Source organism: Pseudomonas sp. TWR1-1-3 (assembly GCF_049896805.1).
GTDB classification, from domain to species: Bacteria; Pseudomonadota; Gammaproteobacteria; order Pseudomonadales; family Pseudomonadaceae; genus Aquipseudomonas; species Aquipseudomonas bubulae.
In genome coordinates, this window is the sequence record NZ_JAFCUZ010000001.1 from 165963 (window position 1) to 187444 (window position 21482).

20 protein-coding genes are annotated in these 21482 nt (G+C 61.1%); 8 read left to right on the plus strand and 12 right to left on the minus strand.

All coding sequences use genetic code 11. The annotated features are described in order from the left end of the window. Positions 1-39 precede the first annotated feature (39 nt). On the minus strand, positions 40-1083 hold the full coding sequence (locus tag ACP7BE_RS00680; protein ID WP_426104267.1) for a hypothetical protein: 1044 nt from the start codon (positions 1081-1083) through the stop codon (positions 40-42). Positions 1084-1265: 182 nt separating this feature from the next. On the opposite strand from ACP7BE_RS00680, the gene ACP7BE_RS00685 reads away from it, so the two are divergent. The 7 genes from ACP7BE_RS00685 (at position 1266) to lipA (ending at position 9796) form a co-directional block, all read left to right on the plus strand. Beyond that, positions 1266-1949: a response regulator gene (locus tag ACP7BE_RS00685; RefSeq protein WP_095002735.1), complete on the plus strand. Its 684-nt coding sequence runs from the start codon at positions 1266-1268 to the stop codon at positions 1947-1949. Beyond that, positions 1946-3271, plus strand: a complete 1326-nt coding sequence (locus ACP7BE_RS00690; protein ID WP_095002734.1) for an ATP-binding protein — start codon at positions 1946-1948, stop codon at positions 3269-3271. The genes ACP7BE_RS00685 and ACP7BE_RS00690 overlap by 4 nt, the downstream gene beginning before the upstream one ends. A gap of 392 nt (positions 3272-3663) precedes the next feature. After that, entirely contained in the window at positions 3664-5073 is a 1410-nt protein-coding gene (cycA, locus tag ACP7BE_RS00695; protein ID WP_095018976.1) for a D-serine/D-alanine/glycine transporter, read from the plus strand. An 85-nt stretch (positions 5074-5158) separates the two neighbouring features. After that, positions 5159-6688 (plus strand): sigma-54-dependent transcriptional regulator, encoded by a 1530-nt coding sequence (locus tag ACP7BE_RS00700; RefSeq protein WP_095002732.1) that lies wholly within the window; start codon positions 5159-5161, stop codon positions 6686-6688. A 424-nt stretch (positions 6689-7112) separates the two neighbouring features. Beyond that, positions 7113-7490, plus strand: a complete 378-nt coding sequence (gene gcvH, locus ACP7BE_RS00705; protein WP_426104270.1) for a glycine cleavage system protein GcvH — start codon at positions 7113-7115, stop codon at positions 7488-7490. Positions 7491-7539: 49 nt separating this feature from the next. After that, a complete protein-coding gene (glyA, locus tag ACP7BE_RS00710; RefSeq protein ID WP_426104272.1) occupies positions 7540-8793 on the plus strand; it encodes a serine hydroxymethyltransferase in 1254 nt (417 codons plus the stop codon). A 25-nt stretch (positions 8794-8818) separates the two neighbouring features. Next, positions 8819-9796, plus strand: coding sequence for a lipoyl synthase (lipA, locus tag ACP7BE_RS00715; protein ID WP_095018974.1), 978 nt, complete (start codon positions 8819-8821; stop codon positions 9794-9796). A 36-nt stretch (positions 9797-9832) separates the two neighbouring features. Here lipA and ACP7BE_RS00720 read toward each other — a convergent pair whose 3' ends face one another. The 11 genes from ACP7BE_RS00720 to ACP7BE_RS00770 all read right to left on the minus strand — a co-directional run bounded on the left by ACP7BE_RS00720 (position 9833) and on the right by ACP7BE_RS00770 (position 19570). Continuing rightward, the gene (locus ACP7BE_RS00720) at positions 9833-10720 is read right to left on the minus strand and encodes a metal ABC transporter solute-binding protein, Zn/Mn family (protein WP_426104275.1); all 888 of its coding nucleotides are present in this window, start codon (positions 10718-10720) and stop codon (positions 9833-9835) included. Next, positions 10721-11620: a metal ABC transporter permease gene (locus ACP7BE_RS00725; protein ID WP_095018972.1), complete on the minus strand. Its 900-nt coding sequence runs from the start codon at positions 11618-11620 to the stop codon at positions 10721-10723. Continuing rightward, positions 11617-12372, minus strand: coding sequence for a metal ABC transporter ATP-binding protein (locus ACP7BE_RS00730; RefSeq protein ID WP_095018971.1), 756 nt, complete (start codon positions 12370-12372; stop codon positions 11617-11619). Before ACP7BE_RS00730 ends, ACP7BE_RS00725 begins: the two co-directional genes overlap by 4 nt. After that, positions 12369-13310: a metal ABC transporter substrate-binding protein gene (locus ACP7BE_RS00735; RefSeq protein WP_095025035.1), complete on the minus strand. Its 942-nt coding sequence runs from the start codon at positions 13308-13310 to the stop codon at positions 12369-12371. The genes ACP7BE_RS00730 and ACP7BE_RS00735 overlap by 4 nt, the downstream gene beginning before the upstream one ends. Before the next feature lie 34 nt (positions 13311-13344). Then, positions 13345-13899: a DUF6162 family protein gene (locus ACP7BE_RS00740; protein ID WP_095002724.1), complete on the minus strand. Its 555-nt coding sequence runs from the start codon at positions 13897-13899 to the stop codon at positions 13345-13347. Next, positions 13896-14231 (minus strand): hypothetical protein, encoded by a 336-nt coding sequence (locus tag ACP7BE_RS00745; protein WP_426104278.1) that lies wholly within the window; start codon positions 14229-14231, stop codon positions 13896-13898. The genes ACP7BE_RS00740 and ACP7BE_RS00745 overlap by 4 nt, the downstream gene beginning before the upstream one ends. Continuing rightward, positions 14231-14770: a thiamine pyrophosphate-binding protein gene (locus ACP7BE_RS00750; protein ID WP_095002722.1), complete on the minus strand. Its 540-nt coding sequence runs from the start codon at positions 14768-14770 to the stop codon at positions 14231-14233. The genes ACP7BE_RS00745 and ACP7BE_RS00750 overlap by 1 nt, the downstream gene beginning before the upstream one ends. After that, on the minus strand, positions 14767-15966 hold the full coding sequence (locus ACP7BE_RS00755; RefSeq protein WP_095002721.1) for a PepSY-associated TM helix domain-containing protein: 1200 nt from the start codon (positions 15964-15966) through the stop codon (positions 14767-14769). Before ACP7BE_RS00755 ends, ACP7BE_RS00750 begins: the two co-directional genes overlap by 4 nt. A gap of 292 nt (positions 15967-16258) precedes the next feature. Then, complete coding sequence (locus tag ACP7BE_RS00760; protein WP_095032208.1) at positions 16259-17209, minus strand: siderophore-interacting protein; 951 nt, start codon at positions 17207-17209, stop codon at positions 16259-16261. Positions 17210-17279: 70 nt separating this feature from the next. Then, complete coding sequence (locus tag ACP7BE_RS00765) at positions 17280-18605, minus strand: Nramp family divalent metal transporter (protein WP_426104281.1); 1326 nt, start codon at positions 18603-18605, stop codon at positions 17280-17282. Between the two features lie 14 nt (positions 18606-18619). Beyond that, positions 18620-19570, minus strand: coding sequence for a 2-hydroxyacid dehydrogenase (locus ACP7BE_RS00770; protein WP_169916642.1), 951 nt, complete (start codon positions 19568-19570; stop codon positions 18620-18622). A gap of 202 nt (positions 19571-19772) precedes the next feature. Here ACP7BE_RS00770 and gltX point away from each other — a divergent pair, with 202 nt between their 5' ends. Next, the gene (gene gltX / locus ACP7BE_RS00775; protein WP_095002717.1) at positions 19773-21254 is read left to right on the plus strand and encodes a glutamate--tRNA ligase; all 1482 of its coding nucleotides are present in this window, start codon (positions 19773-19775) and stop codon (positions 21252-21254) included. Positions 21255-21482 lie beyond the last annotated feature (228 nt).

Here is a 21482-nt window from a genome sequence, read left to right on the forward strand (position 1 = left end):
CGAGTGTTAATACGCGAGAGGTTCAAGCCGGTTGAGGGCTTAGAGCAAGCAGGCGCGCAGGCGGAATTCGGACAGCAGCGGGTAGTGCTCACGCCACTCATGGGCAATCTCTTTGGCGGTAATGACTTGGGCCGGGCCCAGCTCCGACTCAAGATGATGGAGTTTGTCCTGGATATTATAGGGATTGCTCCCCCGGCCCTTTATCTGGTTGACCAGCCATAACAGGGCATACCCCCCTGTGTAATCGGCTTCGAAACCGCTGACGGTATCGTTATGGGTGCCATCGCTGTTCATGCCGGTCAGGGCCAGGCCATATTGCTGGACAGCATTGATGCTGCCGGCCTGGGCTTCCTTGAGTATCCAGTGTTGAATAAGCGCAAAGTTCCGGCGGTTTTCAATGCGGTTCGCAAACCAGTTCATGGCAGGAGGATATCCACCATAGGCTGAGCTGCTGATCAGTTCATAGATGACTTCTTGGGGATCCTCGGCGCTGGCCAGCATTGTTGGGTTTTTATCGTAGAGGGTTGCCAGCAAGTATTGAGCGATGGCATGTCCTGATGCCGCCGAATGCTTTAGCCAGTTCAGATCCCTGGTCAAGGCATACATGTCCAGCAGTGCTTCGGGGGTATGGACTCGCAAGCCGCTTTCGAGCTGTGCGCGCACTTTTGCGTTCCACGCATCGCCGCCCAGACGCAGCATCGCGTCAATATTGCCGTGCTCCGCGGCAGCCTCGTAGAGGGGCATATACTGCGCCTTGAGGGTGATCTGCAGTCTTTCGATCATCTGTGAGGCCTGTGTTACCAGGTGCCAGTGATGCTCTTTCTGGAGACTGATTTGCGTTATCCCTGCAATTTGTCGCCTGAGCGTGGTGATCTGGGACGAGATTTCAGTAGGGCTATGCTCGATGATACTGGCCAGTGCAAACTGAGCCTCGGCATCGCCCACCGTCGCGGGTAATTGCAAAAACTGCCGGGCATGTTCAAAGGCGCCAAGGTCGTAAAGACGCATGCCTTTTTGATGAAGTGTGGTGTAGGTGGGGAGCCCTTCGAAGAGCCACGAAAACTCATCACTGGATGCCAGCATGTGAAGTTCCTTCAGGTTGTTGGCGAGGCGATCTCCAGATTAGGGATGGATTGGAGTGCGAGTGCGTTACATAAATAGGTACTGTCCGCGCCGCGCACAGTGCCACGAGCCACGGTTTGCCCAGGCATAATCGGGCCTTAATCCCATGACCTTTTAATCGGCTTATTTACGCGGGTATCAGCATGCATGTACTGGTTTGCGAAGACGACGAACTGATTGCCAGCGGCATCAAGGCCGGGCTGACGGCACAGGGGCTGACGGTTGAGCATGTGAGTACCGCCGCCGCAGCACGGGCCATGCTCAAGGCTGCCGAGTTCGACGTCATGGTGCTCGACCTGGGCCTGCCCGATGAAGATGGTCTAAAGCTGCTGCAGCAGTTGCGCCAGCAGGGCCTTGAATTGCCGGTGCTGATCCTGACCGCCCGCGACTCGGTGACCGACCGTGTGGACGGCCTGCAGGCCGGTGCCGATGACTACCTGCTCAAGCCCTTCGACCTGCGTGAACTCGCTGCCCGCCTGCATACCTTGTTGCGCAGGGTGGCCGGGCGCAGCGTCAACCTGATCGAACATGGCAGCCTGACCTACGACCCCAGCAGCCGCGTGACCCTTCTGGGCGGCCAGCCGGTGGACTTGTCCCGTCGCGAGCAGGCGCTGCTGCAAGCCTTGCTGCACAACCGTGGACGGGTGCTGTCCAGCGAGCAACTCAAGGACAGCATCTACGGTTTTGGCGACGAGCTGGAAAGCAACGCCTTGAACGTGCATATCCATCATCTGCGACGCAAATTGGGTAACGGTATCGTTGAGACCGTGCGTGGCCTGGGCTATCGCCTGGGCCCGGCCGACAGCGCAGAGTCCGAAGCACGATGAGCTTGCGTCTGCGTCTGAGCCTGACCATCGGTTCGGCGTTTGTGCTGGTGTGGGCTCTGGCTGCGGCCTGGATGCTCAGCGACCTGCGTCAGCAGATGATGTTCTCCCTCGACCAGCGCCTGGTGGCCTCGGCTCGCATGGTCGCCGGGTTGCTGGAGCAGCTGCCGCAATTGCCGGTCAAGGGCGAGGGCACCCATTTCAGTGCCGAGCAACTGACTATCCCCGGCGGTATGGCCTGCCAGGTCAGTTCGCTGCGCGGCGAGGTTCTGGCCCGCAGCCACAACAACCCGGACCAGCCGATGCAATCTCAGGCGGCGGGTTTTCATGATCAGGTCATCGATGGCGCGACCTGGCGCACTTTCACCCTGGACCGTGGCGATGTGCGTATCACCACGGCCGATCGCCAGGTCGAGCGCGAGGCCTTGAACCTGTCGGTGCTGCTGGCGGCCTCGGTGCCGGTGGGCATGGCATTGATCGTCTGCTTGCTGCTGCTGTGGCTGGGGATCGGCCAGGGGCTGGCGCCACTCAACCGCATGCGCGATGCCCTGATGCGGCGTGATGCCGATTCGTTGCAGCCGTTGCACATTTCACCGTTGCCCGGCGAACTGAAACCGCTGCTCGACTCACAGAATCAGCTGTTTGCCCGTATCGCCAAGACCATCGAGCGTGAACGCCGCCTGACCGGCGATGCGGCCCACGAGCTGCGCAGCCCGCTGACCGCGATCAAGACCCACCTGCAAGTGGCGCGCATGACCGACGGCGAGGCCCGCGAACAGTCACTGGCCCATGCCGAGGCCGGTGCCGACCGCCTGCACCGCACCCTGGAGCAATTGCTGTTGCTGGCGCGGGTCGAGGGCAGCCTGTCGTTTGACGACGGGGTCAATTGTTCGGCCGCACAGGTGGCGCATTTCGCGGTGCACGATGCGGCGGCTGGCGATGGTGAGCGTATCTGCCTGCAGCTGCCGCCCGACCTGCCGGACACGGCGCTTGAAGTGCCTTCGGTACTGGCCATCGCTGCGCTGCGCAACTTGCTGGACAACGCCTTGCGTCATACCCCGGCGGGCACCCGGGTGGAGTTGACCGTGGCCGTTGAAGGTTCACAGGTTAAATACCAGGTCCGTGACCACGGCCCCGGTATCCCTGCCGAAACCCTGCAACACATGACCCAGCGCTTCTGGCGCAATGGCAACAGCAACGGCTGCGGCCTGGGCCTGGCGATTGTTCAGGCGATTGTCGAGCGTTGCCGCTGTGAACTGAGATTCGACAGCCAGCCCGATGGTTTGCGGGTTGAATTGCGCATGCCGTTGAAAAGGAGCGCTTGAGGCGCATCCTCTGTGGGAGCGGGCTTGCTCGCGATACAGGCAACGGGGTCTTGCAGGTCGTTTGAGGTGATGCCATCGCGAGTAAGCCCGCTCCCACAATAAGAGCGACTTTCGGCCGCCCACGGTACGAATACGCTCCAATGTACTGATTTCGTTACAACTTCAGTCGGACCATGGTTTACAGTACCCGCGCTCCAATGAACCACCCGCAAACGCTTATTTGTGGAGTGATTCCATTACACACAAACAGACTCCACGGCGCATAAACGGCCCGCTTGACCTCTTGTACGGTGCTGGCACAGAACGTGCTCATGTCCCTTTGTCCGCTCTGGGTAAACATGATGTTTATCTGGTCCAGGGACCCCGTACAAGAACAATAAAGAGGATGATTCATGCAAAATCACCGACCTGATACCCAGGAACCGGAGCTGCAACGCAGCCTGTCCAATCGCCATATCCAGCTGATCGCCATTGGCGGGGCCATCGGTACCGGTCTGTTCATGGGCTCGGGCAAGACCATCAGCCTCGCCGGTCCCTCGATCATCTTCGTCTACATGATCATCGGCTTTATGTTGTTTTTCGTGATGCGTGCCATGGGCGAGCTGTTGCTGTCCAACCTCAAGTACAAATCCTTTATCGACTTCTCCGCAGACCTGCTGGGCCCCATGGCCGGATACTTCACCGGCTGGACCTACTGGTTCTGCTGGATTGTGACCGGCATTGCCGATGTGATCGCGATCTCCGGCTATACCCATTTCTGGTTCCCCGATATCCCGTTATGGCTGCCTGCCATCGGCTGCGTTGCGTTGCTGCTGTCACTGAACCTGATCACGGTGAAGATGTTCGGCGAACTGGAGTTCTGGTTTGCCATGATCAAGATCGTGGCCATTTGCGCACTGGTCTGCACCGGGCTGTATATGGTGACCACGGCGTTTCAGTCACCCACCGGCAATTCGGCATCGCTGGCCAACCTGTGGAATGACGGCGGCATGTTCCCCCATGGGCTGATGGGCTTTTTCGCCGGTTTCCAGATTGCCGTGTTTGCCTTTGTCGGCATCGAGCTGGTGGGCACCACTGCGGCGGAGACCAAAAACCCGGAGCGCAACCTGCCGCGGGCGATCAACTCGATTCCGCTGCGTATCATCATGTTCTACGTGTTTGCGCTGATTGCGATCCTGGCGGTCACCCCGTGGCGTGATGTGGTGGCTGACAAAAGCCCGTTCGTTGAACTGTTCATGCTCGCCGGTTTGCCCGCAGCCGCAGGCATCATCAATTTTGTGGTGTTGACCTCGGCAGCGTCTTCGGCCAACAGCGGTGTGTTCTCCACCAGCCGCATGCTGTTCGGTCTGGCAATGGATGGCGACGCGCCGAGCAAGTTCAAGAACCTGTCGAGCCGTGCGGTACCGTCCAATGGCCTGATCTTCTCCTGCATCTGTCTGCTGGCGGGCGCGCTGGTGATTTATGTGGTGCCCAACCTGATGGAGGCCTTCACCCTGATCACCACGGTATCGGCCACCTTGTTCATGTTTGTGTGGACCATGATCCTGCTGTCCTACCTGGCCTATCGTAAAAAGCGCGATCACCTGCACCGTGCCTCGAAGTACAAAATGCCGGGTGGCAAGTTCATGGTCTGGGTGTGCCTGACCTTCTTCGTGTTTATCCTGACTTTGCTGGCGCTGGAAGATGACACTCGCCAGGCGCTGTACATGGTGCCGGTGTGGTTTGTGGTGCTGGGCCTGGGCTATCGCACGGTGCTGCGCAACAAGCAGGAGGCTGCGGAACTGGCTTGCCAGACCGACTGATGGCCGCTTCACGACATTGATTCTGCCCGGGGGGCGGCACAGGGCGTGCCGCCCCTCGTTGTTTGCTGTCAGGGAGTGCCAGGCCATGCGAATTCACGTTACCTTCAAAGACCGCGTCGGCATCACCCAGGAAATCCTGATGCTGCTGGGCGCGCGCAATCTCAACCTGGACGCGGTGGAGATGAGCCCGCCGAATGTCTATATCGATGCACCCACTCTGTCGCAAAAAGTGCTGGAGGAACTCCACCACGCCTTGCTGGGGGTAGCAGGGGTGCAGGCTGTGGACCTGGTGGACATCCTCCCGGGCCAGCGCCGCCGCCTGCAACTGGAGGCCTTGCTGGCCGCCATGAGCGACCCGGTGATGGCGGTGGATCCCGACGGCTGCGTGCTGCTGGCCAACCCCGGGCTGACGGATCTTTATGGCAGCGACCCCACCGGAGAGCCGTTGTCGAATCTGTTCGCGGCCCCTGACCTGGCCCGTACCCTGATCGATAAAGGCTTTCGCCTGCCCATGTGCGAAGTGAATTTCAAGGGTCGCGACCTGCTGCTCGATGCCACGCCCATCAGCGGCGGCAGGGATGTTCTGGTGGGCGGGCTGTTGACCCTGTATCCGCCGAGCCGTATCGGCGAGCGGCTGGCGTCCTTGTTGCGCGACCCGGCTGAAGGGCTGGAGGCATTGCTCGGCAAGTCGCTCGTGCTGGAAGAACTCAAGACGCGGTTGCACAAAGTGGCGAGCCTGGATGCGCCGCTGCTGATCCAGGGCGAAACCGGCACCGGCAAGGAACTGGTGGCCCACGCCTGTCATGCCATGAGCGCCCGCCGCGATGCGTCGTTCCTGGCCTTGAACTGTGCAGCGCTGCCCGAGAGCCTGGCCGAAAGCGAGTTGTTCGGCTATGCCGCCGGGGCCTTTACCGGTGCCCAGCGTGGCGGCAAACCGGGGCTGCTGGAGTTGGCCGACCGTGGCACGGTGTTTCTCGATGAGGTGGGGGAGATGTCTCCGTACCTGCAAGCCAAGCTGCTGCGGTTTCTCAGCGACGGCTGCTTTCGACGTATCGGCGGCGAGCGCGAAGTGCGGGTCAATGTGCGGGTGCTCTGCGCGACCCACCGCGACCTGGAGCGCATGGTGAGGGAGGGGACTTTCCGTGAGGATCTGTATTACCGTCTTAACGTCCTCAATTTGCTGGTGCCACCGTTGCGCGACCGTGGCATGGACATTCTGCTGCTGGCCGAACACTTTCTGCGCCAGGCCTGCGAACAGATTCACCGCTCGCCCTGTCAACTGGCTGTGGCGACCCATCCGCTGTTGCTGGGCAATCGCTGGGCGGGCAATGTTCGGCAACTGCAAAACGTCATCTTCCGCGCGGCAGCCACCAGCGAGGGCGATGTGATTGATTGTGGGGATCTGGAACTGGCGGGTACCGAGCTGACCGGCCAAAAGGCGGCCAGCGAAGAAGTGACCAGCCTGGAAGCGGCGGTGCAAGGCTTTGAAAAAACCTTGCTGGAGCGTTACTACGTGGCCTATCCATCGACCCGGCAGTTGGCCTCCAGGCTGCAGACGTCGCATACCGCCATTGGCCAGCGGTTGCGTAAATACGGCATAACCTCGCGTTCGTAACCCGCACCGCTGAACTGTAGATACTCTGTTGGAGATCAAGCCCTATTGTGGGAGCGAGCCTGCTCGCGAACGACCTTCGCGAGCAGGCTCGCTCCCACAGTTGCAGTTTTTCCTGTAGCCGCTGAGCTCCTCAGCGGCTGCATTCAGTGCGCGCAGCGTACGTTGGTTCGAGTGGTGTGATTCTGCTCCAGTGGAATGATTTCGCTCCGTACCCATCCTGACCCCGCCCTTGCGGGATCAACCCGCCAGACCCTCTCCAGAGCTGGAGCAGTTTCACTCCACTGCTTTCCTCATAATGCGTTCTTTTTTATTTAAGTTATTGATTTTAAAGGTTTTTTAAAACTTGGCATTGCCTTTGCTCTTGTCCTGTCAGTTGCGCCTGTTCGTCCTGCACCAAGACACATTGATAACAAGAGAAAAGTCCATGAGCACTCTGCGTTTTACTCCTGAACACGAATGGCTGCGCCTGGAAGCATCGGGCCATTTGACCGTTGGCATTACCGACTTTGCCCAGCAGGCACTGGGTGATGTGGTGTTTGTGCAGGTACCCGAGCTGGGGGCGTTCGAGGCAGGTCACGAAGTGGCCGTGCTGGAGTCGGTCAAGGCAGCCAGCACTATCACCATGCCGCTCACCGGAGAGGTGGTGGCCGTTAACCAGGCTCTGGCCGATGACCCGGCACTGGTCAATGCCTCACCCCTGGGCGAAGGCTGGTTCTTTCGTATTTGCATCGAAGACATGTCGGCTTTCAACGATCTGCTCGACCAGCAGGCCTATGACGCCTTTGTGGCCGAAAACGGCTGATATCGCCGCGCAGGCATTGCTTGAATCTCTAATAAAAAGGAAATCCCTCATGTTCCATAAAAGCCTGACCCTGTCCGATTTCGACCCCGCCCTGTTCGACGCCATTACCCGCGAGGCGCAACGTCAGGAAGAACATATCGAACTGATCGCCTCGGAGAACTACACCAGCCCGCAAGTGATGCAGGCCCAGGGCACTGAACTGACTAACAAATACGCCGAAGGCTACCCGGGCAAGCGTTATTACGGTGGTTGTGAGCATGTCGATGTGGTCGAACAACTGGCCATCGACCGTGCCAAGGAGTTGTTTGGCGCAGGCTATGCCAACGTCCAGCCGCACTCCGGTTCACAAGCCAACGCGGCGGTGTACCTGGCGTTGCTGCAAGCGGGCGACACCCTTCTGGGCATGAGCCTGGCTCACGGCGGCCACCTGACTCATGGAGCCAAAGTCAGTTCTTCGGGCAAACTGTACAACGCGGTGCAATACGGCACCGACGCCAATGGCCTGATCGACTATGACGAGGTCGAACGCCTGGCCCTGGAGCATCGGCCCAAAATGATCGTGGCCGGGTTCTCGGCCTACTCCAAGACCCTGGATTTCCCGCGTTTTCGTGCCATTGCCGATAAGGTCGGGGCCTACCTGTTTGTGGACATGGCCCATGTCGCCGGGCTGGTGGCGGTCGGTTTGTACCCCAACCCGCTGCCTTACGCCGATGTGGTCACCACCACCACCCACAAGACCCTGCGCGGGCCTCGGGGCGGGTTGATTCTGGCCAAAGCCGACGCCGATCTGGAGAAAAAACTCAACTCGGCGGTATTCCCCGGCGGTCAGGGCGGGCCGCTGATGCATGTGATCGCTGCCAAGGCGGTGTGCTTCAAGGAGGCGCTGCAACCAGGCTTCAGGGACTACCAGTTCCAGGTGATCAAGAATGCCCAGGCCATGGCTGAAGTGTTCAAGCAGCGCGGCTATGACGTGGTTTCCGGCGGCACCGACAACCACCTGTTTCTGGTCAGCCTGATCCGCCAGGGCATTACCGGCAAGGATGCCGACGCGGCATTGGGCCGTGCCCATATCACTGTCAACAAAAACGCTGTGCCCAACGATCCGCAGTCACCGTTCGTGACCTCGGGCCTGCGTATCGGCACCCCGGCGGTGACCACCCGTGGCTTGCAGATACCCGAGTGCCGTGCGCTGGCCACCTGGATCTGCGACATCCTCGATCATCCGGGTGATGCGGCGATCGAGGCCCGGGTTGCCCGTCAGGTCGGCGAGCTGTGCGCACTGTTTCCAGTGTATTCGGCCTGAATGCATACCCGTGTGGAGCCAAGTCATGAATGCACCATTGCCTGTTACCGGCCGCCCGCAGCCCTTGCAGACCGGGGTAAAACTGCGGGGAGCCGAGAAGGTGGCGCGTATCCCGGTGAAGATCCTGCCCACCGAAGAAATCCCGCGCAAGCCAGAGTGGATCCGCGTGCCCATTGCCACTTCGCCCGAGGTGGCACGGGTCAAGGCGCTGCTGCGTAAGCACAAGCTGCACAGTGTGTGCGAAGAAGCGGCCTGTCCAAACCTGGGCGAGTGTTTTTCGGGCGGTACTGCGACCTTTATGATCATGGGTGATATCTGCACCCGGCGCTGCCCGTTCTGCGACGTGGGGCACGGCCGGCCCAAACCTCTGGACAGGGACGAGCCGAAAAACCTGGCGATTGCCATTGCCGACCTGGGCCTCAAGTATGTGGTGATCACTTCGGTGGACCGTGATGACTTGCGCGACGGCGGCGCGCAGCACTTTGTCGATTGCCTGCGTGAAATCCGCAAGCTGTCGCCCGGTGTGCAACTGGAAACCCTGGTGCCCGACTATCGCGGGCGCATGGATGTGGCGCTGGCGATCACTGCGCAGGAGCCCCCCGATGTGTTCAACCACAACCTGGAAACCGTACCGCGACTGTATAAAGCCGCACGCCCGGGGTCGGATTTCGGGTGGTCACTGGATTTGCTGCAGAACTTCAAACACCGGGTGCCCCATGTGCCGACGAAGTCGGGGCTGATGCTGGGGCTGGGCGAGACGGACGAAGAGGTGATCGAAGTGATGCGGTGCATGCGCGAGCATGAGGTCGACATGCTGACCCTGGGCCAGTACCTGCAACCTTCGCGCAGCCACCTGGCGGTACAGAGGTTTGTGCACCCTGACACCTTCGCCTGGTTTGCCGAAGAAGGGGTGCGCATGGGCTTCAAAAACGTCGCCTCGGGGCCGTTGGTGCGCTCGTCCTATCATGCGGATAAACAGGTGCAGGGGGGCACATCGGCTTAGCCGGGTGCCACAAGCCCGCTCCCACAAGTACAGGGTTTACTTCTGAACAAGAGCCTTGATGATCGCTTCAAAGTTGCCCTGCAACTCAGTCACGGGATCGGTGCCATCGGCACCGATCACCACCAGCGTGCTGCCACCCTCGGCAATGGCTTTTTGTACCTCGGCTGAAGGCTGGCGATGGTCCAGCACCAACGCCACTTCATTGTTTTTCAGGGTTTGGGTCAACCCTTGCAGTGATTCAGGTGTCCAGGTTTCATCACCCTTGTGATTGACCTCGACCCGCTCCAGATTCAATCCGCCAATCAGGTAATCCAATCGGTCGGACAGGCTCACCACACTCAAGTTGTCCGCCTGGGCCAACTGCGCTTCGCTGTCGGCGCTGAGCTTGAGCAGGCGCTGCTTGAGGCTCGCCAGATTGGCTTCGATCTGCGGCTTGGCATCCGGTGCCAAGCGCACCAGATCGGCAGCGATCACATCCGCCATGCGCCCCATATTGTTGCTGGTCAGCCACGGTTGGCTATTGAGGCCATCGACATGAACACCTGGTTGCACGGCAATGCCCGGCAGGCTGCCGTCCACCGGCCGCGCCGCGTCCACTTCAACAATGCGGATATTGCTGCGCCGCGCCATCGGGTACAGCGGATCGTCGCTCCACACGGAGCGCAGGCCGATCACCGCATCGGCTTCTGTGGCCAGCGAGTGCAGGGCCTGGGCACCACGGCTGCTGAAATAGGCACTCTGGCGGCTGCCCGGCAGGTTGGCCGGTGCTGCCCGTTGCAGTTTCACGCCGCTGTCCTTGAGCAGCAGTTCGCTCAACCCAAAGGTAATCGGCAGGCTGGCCAGTACGGTGGTTTCGGCCAGCACCGGGGTGCTCAACAGGCCGGTGAGGGCCAGGGCGAGGGTCAGTTTGCGCAGAGTGAACATTTATCCAATATTCCCTTTCAGGCTGGGCACCACGCCACGGGCGATGGCGGCGAGGGCGAAGGCGATGCCGGCCATCAGAATGATCGCGGCACCGGACGGGATCGGCAGGTCAAACACGATGGGCAGCAGAATGCCGCACAGGGTGCTGACGGTGGCGATCAGCACCGAGATCCAGAAAAACCCTTTCAGCGACTGGCTGAGCAATCGTGCCGCCGCCGCAGGAATTACCAGCAGGGCGCCGACCAGAATCGCGCCGATAACTTTAACGGCGGCGACGGTGATCAGCGTCACCAGAATCACGAACAGGTAGTCCAGCGCCTTCACGGCCACCCCGCGTACAGCGGCCAGTTGCGGGTTGAAGCTGGCCAGCATGATGCGGTTGTACAGCGGCAAGCTGAGGCCCAGCACCAGCGCGCCGACCACGGCCAGTACCAGCAGGTCGTTACCGTTGACCGTCAATACCGAACCGAACAGCACGTTTTCGAGGATATGCACGTTGATCTTGCCGGCCAGAATCAGCAGCAGGCTCGCGCCCAGGGCCAGCGACACCGAGAGGAACACTCCGATCAGCGTATCCGGTGCCAGCCCGGTGCGGTTGCGCAGGTAGTTGAGCGAAATCCCGAACAGCAGGCAGTAGCCGAACAAGCTGCCATAGGGGCCGGTGTAGGGTTCGCCGAGCAGGATGCCGATGGCCACGCCGGTCAGTGCGGCATGGCCCACGGCCTCGGAAAAAAACGCAAAACGCTTGACCACTACCAGGGTGCCCAGGCCACCCAGCACGGGGCCGATCAGCAAGCCTGCGAGCAGGGCGTTGACCACAAAGCCATACGCCAGTACTTCTGGCAGATAACCGGCAGACGCCCAGCCCTGGACTAGCAAGCGGAAGGCTTCGTAACTCATGAAAGGGCGCTCCCGTGAGCCTTGGGATGGGTCGAAAACAGCGTGAGCAAACGTTCCGGGCTCAGGGTTTGCTCCGGCGCCCCGTCGAACAGCACCTGGCGGTTGAGCCCGGTGACACGCTCGGCCAGGCGCTTGACGGCGGCCAGGTCGTGTTCGATCCACACCACCGTGACCCCGGCCCGGCGCCAGTCTGTCAGCAGCCGCTCAAACACCTGGGCACCGGCTTCGTCCAGGGCCGACATGGGTTCATCCAGCACCAGCAATTGCGGTGCCGGGATCAGGCCCTGGGCCAGCAGCACCCGCTGGCGTTCACCACCGGACAGCGCGCCCATGCGCCGCTTGCGTTTATCTTGCATGCCCACCCGTTCCAGCGCTTCGCCGATGGCCGGGGCGACCTTGCGCGACAAGCCCATAAAGGCCGGGCGACGCTGGCACATGGCGGCCATAAAATCATCGACGGTCATCGGCAGGCCACGGTCGAATTCCAGTGCCTGGGGCACATAACCGATTAGCCCCGGCTCACCGGGCCAGTTCAGGCACAGGCGACCCTGATGGGGCATTTGCCCCAATAGCGTCTTGATCAGCGAACTTTTACCGCCGCCGTTGGGCCCTACCAGGGCATGCACACTGCCAGGGCGGATGCTGAAGCTGACATGATCGAGAATGGGCGTGCGCCCCAGGGTCAGCGACACCTGGTCAAACTCCACCCCCGGCCCGCAGGCCGTGACGCAGAGGCGTTCGGCGGCGGTCATGCGCCGGCCTCCTGGATTGCCCGGACCACGGTATTGAGGTTGCCGGTCATTTCTTTTTCGTACTTGTCGGCGCTGTAGTCACCGTAGGAAATGTGCGACAGCGGGTACAGCCTGACCCCTGACTCGCGCTGAATGGTGTCGACGTAAGTGGACGGGAAATCCATCTCGGAGAAGATCACCTTCACATCCAGTTCGCGCAATTGGTCGATGGTTTTCTTCAGCTGGCTGGGGCTGGGCTCGATACCGTGGGCAGGTTCAACCACAGCGGTGACTTCCAGGCCGAATTCCCGTAGCAGGTAGTCATAGGCCGCGTGCACCGTGGCCACGCGCAGGTCGGCATTGGGTGCCTGGGTCAGCTTGGCCAGGGCATCTGCGCGCATCTGGCGCAGGCGTTTGCCGTAGGCGCGGGCATTGGCGGTGTAAGCCTTGGCGTTGGCCGGGTCGAGCTTGCCCAGTTCACGGGCAATGTTGTTGACCTGAGCGATCGAGGCGCTGATGGACAGAAAGGTATGCGGGTTGACCACCTTGCCTGCACCTCGTGCCGCGTTACCCGTGGCGGCCAGCAGCGGTACGTTCTGGTTGGCCTCGATCACCGGGATCTGCGGTTTTTCGCTGGCCTCGATCATGCGGTCGGCGAAGTCATCATGGCCCACGCCATTGAGCACGATGACATCCAGGGTGCCGATGCGCTTGATGTCTTCAGCGCGGGGCTCGTAGGCGTGCGGGTTGAACCCGGCCGGAATCAGCGGCACCACTTCAGCCCTGTCACCGACGATGTTTTTCACATAGCTGTAGTAAGGGTGCAGGGTGATGCCGATACGCAGCGGCTTGGCCAGGGGCGCGGGCGCGGTGTCGGCGCTGACCAGGGGAGACAGGCAAAGGGCGAACAGGCTGGCCAGCAACAAGGTGCGGCGGCGCAATACAGATGAAATCGACATGGCGAGCAGTCTTCTCTCAGGGCAAGCGGTGGGTTCAGTGGCGGTGCTGACGGGTAACCCCGGCATCGAATTGCGCGATCACTTGTTGCCAGCCACTCTGGTTGAGGGCGGCATCGTCAAGGTCGGCAGGGACACTGGCGCCGGGATTGCGGTTAAGCCACACGTCCGGTTGATCGCCAATGCGCAGCAGAAACGAGCCTGCCACTTCAGGGCTGGGGCTCAGGCCCAGGTACGCCTGCTCGCCGAGCAACTGCCAGGCGTGGTTGCCACGGCTCACCGAACTGGCGTCTTGGGCAAAGGGCGCGAAGCCTTCTTCGGCCAGTTGCGCGGGTTGGGGCAGGGCGGCGGACTCTTCGCGCAGCAGCAGGATTTCGTCCAGGGTGACCCGCAGATCGGCATAGATCCCTTGTTCGGCGGCATTCAGGTCGCGGCGCGCATCCAGCTGATGGGCCGCCACCGACGTCACCTCGCTGGATTCATGACGCCAGGCCACCACCGAGCCGGCCACGGTCACAATCAGCAGGCACAACAGCAGCACATACAGGGTTTCATGCCCCGCCCCGGCCGGGCGTACGACTTGAGTACTCATGGGGCCTCGATATCGGCTTGGTCGATTTCAACGATATGGCCGGGGCCGGCGTCGAAGAGCACATAAAACTCGGCATCCGGACGTTTGAAGGTCAGGGTCGAATCGGCCCCCAGCTTGCCGGGTACCAGGATGGTTTCGTCGTAGCCGATCACGTCCAGGGTCACCCCCGGTGCGCCGCTGCCATCAGAAAACCCGCCGGTGCAGCGGATTTGTCCGTCTTCAATGGCCTTGCATTCGCACATCGGGTTGTGGGCCTGTGCCTGGCTGCAAACGCCGATCAAGGCGATCAGGGCCGTTGCCAGGGCAGGTGTTTTAAACAGGTGCGCATGCATTATTTCGCTCCTCGTTGGGCCAGCCAGGCGAGGGTTGCCGGTGAGGCCTGGCTCAGGGGAATGGCGGCCTGGTGCATGGAGCCGTCCCACCCTTCGAGGGTGATCCACAGCTCGGCATCGGCCTTGGTGCGTTCCGGGATGGGCAGGGTGGCGCCCATGCGATAAGGCGTGCCGAAGAAAATCACCCCGGCGGCACGCAGGCTGCGCGGTTTGCCGATACGCAGGTAGGCGGCCTTGACCTGATCGATGCAGGTGTCACACAGGGCCGCGTTAAAACTTTTCATATAACCTGCCGGGCCATCGGGGCGTGGGGCCTCGTTGCGCAACTCGGCCAGTTGCAGGCTCCAGGGGCCGACCTGCACGGTGCCGATGTCGCGCTCGCCCAGGCCGCTGTCGCCGCGAAACAGGGAAGCGTCGGCAAAGTACTTGGGCATAAAGCCCAGCGGCACCAGTAACAGCAGGACATTGATGTGAAAGCGCCATTTGTGCCACAGCCGGCTCAGGGTGGACGCAGGCTGTGCAGCCGCTGCCTTGCTCATACATTGGCCTCTTCGTGCTGTGGTTTATGCGCCGAGACGGCGGCTGCCCGCCGGGGTTTTTCGCTGCGTTTGAGGGCATTGGCGGTGGCCAGGGCCGTACGTTTGGTCCAGATCAACAGGCCGCTCAACACCATCATGCTGAGAATCAGGCCGAAGAAGAACCAGATCAGCTTGACCCACAACCCGCCAAAATCGCCGGTGTGCAGCGGGCGCATGGACTCGGTCACCAGCTCCAGCCCGGAGCGGTCGGCAATCATCCGTGAGCCTTCGATTGCGCCGTTGTACGGGTTGATGTCGGCAGTCTGGAACAGCAGCGGGTACCAGCCCGGGCCGCCCACCTCGATATGCCCGTAGGCATTGCTCGGCAGGCTGACAAAGCTGGCTTCCAGCCCCGGGATGTTGTCGGCGGCAATCTTGACCGCCTGATCGAGGCTGATCTGCGGTGCTGGCTTGCCGTCCGGCATAAGCGGCACATCCTGGCGGGCCACAACCGGCGGGTTGCCTGCGGTCGAGATGGAGATCTGGTTATCGAACATGAAAGCCTGGATCAGGAACCACAGGCCGGTGATGGAAATCACTGCAATAAACCAGATCGACCAGATGCCGCACAGGCGATGAAAATCCCCCCAAAAAATCCGCGCCCCGTGTTTGAAACGCAGGTTGGGCTTGAAAAAGCCTTTCCAGAACTTCTTGTAGACCACCAGCCCGGTGATCAGCGATGCCAGCAGCGGCAGGCCGAGGAATGACACCAGGTACCAGCCCCAGCTATAGCCGTTGGTAAAGGGCACCAGCCACCAGCCGTGGAGGGCGCGGGTAAAGGCCTTGAAGTCAAAGCTGGGGCTTTCGCCCTGGATCACCCCGGTATAGGGACTGATATACAACGATGGCGAGCGGCCGTCCGGGTACACCACGCTGGCCACCAGGGCAAAGTGCGACTCGTCCGGGCGGCTGATCGACTGTACGGCCAGCGTCGGTTCGGCCTTGTGAATGGCGCTCAGTACCTGCTCGTAAGTCAGCAGGGGTGCATCATCGGCCGGTTGTGTGGCACGGGCCTCGGGGGTGGCCAGCCAGACGATCTCCTGGCTGACCACAGCCAGCGTGCCGGTCACGCAGACAATCAGCACAAAGAACCAGATGGGCAGGGTCATCCAGCTGTGAACCAGGAACCAGAGTTTTGAACGGGATTTTTTGGACATGGGAAACGGCAAACTCGCGGCGGGGCGGGTGTGTAATCGCCATTGAGAAGCGACTGCTTATCCATGTAGGACGGATGAGAAGAGCAAAACCCGAAGCTAGATATGTAAAAAATTGTTTCTTGTTCTCATTCGCCTGTAGCAGCTGACGAGCGGAGCGAGGCTGCGTTCGGCGGCGCAGCCGTCGTGAAGTCAAGCGCCTCGGTGTGTCAGGTAGATTGAGTGTTCAGGTTTTACGACGGCTGCGCCGCCGAACGCAGCCTCGTTCCTTCGGCAGCTGCTACAAGTGCCAGTATCACCCTAGCGACCGACCCTGCTTCCAATACCCCATCAAGGTCAGGCCCGAACGGTCCATGCCGCACTCGTGGACGAAAAACCGCCTGATCGCCATCACCGCCATCGATTCCCCTGCTACCCAGGCATAAAACTCATTGTGTTTGGCGCTGGCCCGATCCCACAGGCGCTGGTTATCCAGATCCAGCTCTTGCAGTTCAGCGCACGCCCGGGCCTGCATGCGTCTGGGCGGCAGGCTGGCCAGTTCGCGGGCGGCCAGGAGCATGCCATCGCCATGCTGTTTGCCCAGGCTGGCACGCGGCAACCAGTGCACCTTGGTGTTCGGGCCACAGAGCAAGGGCTGGCAGTCGGCTTCTTGAGGAACTTCAATAAAGGCCTGGACCTGGGGGGTGTCGGGGTGCAGGGCAAGTTCTTCAAGGATGCCGGCAATGGCTGGCAGCGCAGTTTCGTCGCCGATCAGCAACAGTTTGCGCATGCCTTGCGGTGGCTGCCATTCATAGCCACCGGGGTCGTCGGTGCAGGCTGCATTGGGCGCTGCGATCTGCAGGCGATCCCCCGCCCTGGCCTGGCTAGCCCAGCGTGTGGCAGGGCCGGTGACGCCGTGGAGGACGAAGTCGATATCCAGTTCGCCGGCCTCTGTGCGCAGGTTGCGAAGGGTGTAGGAGCGCATGGGTGGCACTGACTCGGGGCTCATATCCCGCAGGGGCGCTCGCCAGTCGCTCTGTTTGGGCAGGTTGGCGGTGGCGCCGTTGGCGCTGGGGAACAGTAGCTTGACCCGTTGGTCGGGTGCCAGGGTGCGCATCAGCGCCACATCGCTACCGCTGAACACAAAGCGCGTCAGTGACGGGCTCAAGGTGATGCGGTGCTTGAGCTGGATATCGAACAGACGATATCCCGCAGGCTTGCTCAGACGATTGCGCAGGTTTTGCACCAGGGTGGCAGCGGTGGACATAACAGCACCTCAATAGCAGGAGTCGTCTTGTATAACGAGCCATTGCGCGCCGAATTTAAGGGGCTGGGGGTTAGGCACCGAACCCGATCTGTGCAATCAGCCACAGGTTGGCGCAACTGATGACTGCAAACAGAAACCACGCCAGCAGCCGCGTCGGCAGTCGGTTGGCGAACGGGCCCATAAGTCGTTTGTCGCTGGTCATGCGGATCAGCGGGTACAGGGCAAATGGCAGTTGCAGGCTGAGTACCACCTGGCTGAGGATCAGCAGCTTGCCCACCGCATCGTCGCCCATCAGCCACACGCCCAGGAATACAGGCACCAGCGCCAGCCCGCGGGTGATCAGGCGCCGTTGCCAGCAGGGAATCTTCAGGTTCAGATAGCCCTCCATGATCACTTGCCCGGCAATGGTGCCGGTGAATGTCGAGCTTTGCCCCGAGGCCAGCAATGCCACGCCGAACAGGATGCTGGCCATGGCCCCGCCCACCAGCGGGTCGAGCATGCGGTAGGCGTCCTGGATCTCGACCACGTCGGTATTGCCGGTCTGGTGGAAAGCGGCCGCAGCGAGGATCAGGATGGCGGCATTGACCAGCAGCGCCAGGGCCAGGGAACCGATGGTGTCGATGCGTGAAAGGCGTACGGCATCCAGTTTGCTGGCGTAGTCGCTGCCGGTCAGGCGTGTCTGGACGATGGAGCTGTGCAGGTACAGGTTGTGCGGCATCACGGTGGCGCCAATGATGCCGATGGCGATGTACAGCGGTGCTGCGTCGCTGATGGCCGACAGTGACGGTTTGAAGCCCTCGAACACGTCGGGCCAGTAAGGTTTGATCAGTACCAGTTCGACAAAAAAACAACCGACGATAGTCATCACCAGCGCCAGCATGATCGCTTCAAGTCGGCGAAATCCCCTCCCTTGCAAGGCCAGCACCAGCAAGGTGTCGAAGGCAGTGAGGGCGATGCCGGTGGTCAGCGAGCAGCCCAGCAACAGATGGAACGCCAGCGCGCAGCCGAGTACTTCGGCCAGGTCGGTGGCGATGATCGAGATTTCCGCCAGCAGCCATTGCACCCGCGCCGAGCGCTTGCTGTAGCGCTCGCGGCACAGCTGCGCCAGATCGCGGCCGGTGGCGATGCCAAGGCGCGAACACAGGCATTGCACGGCCATACCCGCGAGGCTGGCGAGCAGTACCACAAACAGCAGGTGGTAGCCGTAACGTGAGCCGGCTTCGATGGCGGTGGCCCAGTTGCCGGGGTCCATATAGCCGATGCTGATCAGCAGGCCGGGCCCGGCAAAGCGCAGCACGCGCCTGAAAAACGGCGCGCTGGCGTCGACGGGCACGCTGCCACTGACTTCGGAGGGGCAGAAGGGCGCAGTGGCGGTTGTTGGCAGGCGGAATTTCAAGCGCAGGCTCCGGGTCAGGCAGGGTGGGGCAATGGCACCGGGGTGAGAACGGGTTTGCCGGCAAAAAACGCCCGCAGGTTATCGACCACCAATTGCACCGTGGCTTCGACCGCGTCGGGTGACTGGCCGGCCACATGCGGGGTCATGACCACATTGCCGAGGGTTTTCAGCGGGTCGGGTACCAGGGGTTCGTCTTCAAACACATCCAGCCCGGCCCCGGCGATTTTGCCGGCGGTCAGGGCGCTGATCAGCGCCTGGGTATCGACCACACTGCCGCGGGCAATATTGATCAGGTAGCCCTCGCTGCCCAGGGCGTCCAGCACACGGGCGTTGACCAGGTGATGGGTGGCGCTGCCACCGGGGGTGGCGATCATCAGGAAATCCACCGCAGCGGCCAGTTCCAGCACGCTGGCACAGTAGGTATAAGGCGAGTCGGGATGCGGCTGGCGGCTGTGGTAGCGGATGCTCATGTCAAAGCCGTGGGCCGCTCGTTTGGCGATGGCAGCGCCGATGGCGCCGAGGCCGATAATGCCCATGCGTTTGCCCGACAGTGACGGCTGGCGCACCTTGACCCATTCATTGCGGCGGATGCTGGCGTCGGCCTGGGGGATGCCGCGCACCACGGACAACAGCAGCGCCATGGCGTGGTCGGCAACCGATGAAGCATTGGCCCCGGCGCCAAAGGTCACGGTAATGCCCTGGTTGCTGGCGGCCTGCAAATCGACCTGTTCGAAGCCGGCGCCGATCACGCAGATGATTCTGAGCTGGGGCAGGGCGGCCATTTCATCGGCTTGCAAGCCCAGCGGGCCGCGAGTCAGCACGGCGTCGATGCGGGCGCCGTGTCGGGCTATGGCTTCGGCGCGGCTGGCGGGGGTGGGCGCAAGGATCAACTCGTAGCCCTGATTCTCCAGCATATGCAGGTAATCGTTAACGCTCTCTACCAGCACCAGCACAACGTGGGGCATAGGTCTCTCCAGCCAGGGGATGTCGGGAATAAGCCGAGATTAACACCGGTATAGGCTGTTTTTCCCCGTATCAATTCGATACAAACGCTCTATTACAGCTTTTTTCAACCGTGTGGCGGCCGGGCTGAGTCCTGTACTGGAGCCGGGCCGGGTCGGCCTGTTACCATTCGCCCTTTGTTTTATCTTCACTTCGAGACCGCCCATGACCACCGTTCGCACGCGCATTGCGCCATCGCCTACTGGCGACCCCCACGTCGGCACCGCTTACATTGCTTTGTTCAACTACTGCTTTGCCAAGCAGCATGGCGGCGAATTTATCCTGCGGATCGAAGATACCGACCAACTGCGCTCGACCCGCGAGTCCGAGCAGCAGATCTACGATGCCCTGCGCTGGCTGGGTATCACCTGGAGTGAAGGCCCGGACGTCGGCGGCCCGCACGGCCCGTACCGTCAGAGCGAACGTAGCGACATTTACAAGAAATACACCCAGCAACTGGTGGATATGGGCCATGCGTTCCCGTGCTTCTGCACGAGTGAAGAGCTGGACCAGATGCGCGCCGAGCAAATGGCCAAGGGCGAGACCCCGCGCTACGACGGTCGTGCGCTGCTGTTGTCCAAGGAAGAAGTGGCTGAACGCCTGGCCGCTGGCGAACCTCACGTAATCCGCATGAAAGTGCCGACCGAGGGCGTCTGCGTGGTGCCGGACCTGCTGCGCGGTGACGTTGAAATCCCGTGGGACCGCATGGACATGCAAGTCCTGATGAAAACCGATGGCCTGCCGACCTACTTCCTGGCCAACGTGGTCGACGATCACCTGATGGGCATCACCCACGTACTGCGTGGCGAAGAGTGGCTGCCATCGGCACCCAAACTGATCCTGCTGTATGAATACTTCGGCTGGGAACAACCGCAGCTGTGCTACATGCCGCTGCTGCGCAACCCGGACAAGAGCAAGCTGTCCAAGCGCAAGAACCCGACTTCGGTGACGTTCTACGAGCGCATGGGCTTTATGCCTGAAGCGATGCTCAACTATCTGGGCCGCATGGGCTGGTCGATGCCGGACGAGCGCGAGAAGTTCTCGCTGCAGGAAATGGTCGACAACTTCGACTTGAGCCGTGTATCGCTGGGCGGGCCGATTTTCGACGTTGAAAAGCTGTCCTGGCTCAATGGCCAATGGCTGCGTGATTTGCCGCTGGACGAGTTCGCCAGCCGCGTACAGCAATGGGCGCTGAACCCCGAGTACATGATGAAAATCGCGCCGCTGGTACAGGGCCGTGTCGAGACGTTCAGCCAGATTGCACCGCTGGCCGGGTTCTTCTTCTCCGGCGGCCTGCAACTGGATGCCAAGCTGTTTGAGCACAAGAAGCTGTCCAACGAGCAAGTGCGTCAATTGATGCAGTTGATCCTGTGGAAGCTGGAAAGCCTGCGTCAGTGGGAAAAGGACGCCATCACCGGCAGCATCCAGGCCGTGGTTGAAAGCCTGGAGTTGAAGCTGCGTGATGCCATGCCGCTGATGTTTGCCTCGATCACGGGGCAGGCCAGCTCTGTGTCGGTGCTGGACGCCATGGAAATCCTGGGGCCGGACCTGACCCGTTTCCGTCTGCGTCAGGCGCTGGACCTGCTGGGTGGCGTGTCCAAGAAAGAAAACAAAGAGTGGGAAAAGCTGTTTAACGCGATTGGTTAACAGGGCGTAAAAAACCGTAGCAGCTGCCGAAGGAACGAGGCTGCGTTCGATTGCGAAGCAATCGTAAAATCTAAATGCACGGTTTTTCAGTCAAATCGAGCATTCTGCATTTACGACGGCTATGCCGCCGGACGCAGCCTTCGGCAGCTGCTACAAGGTTTTGGTTGGGGTTTGGCCCCGTATTTACGGGGTATGAAGGGTAAGTGGTTGTTCTCACGGCAAATTTTT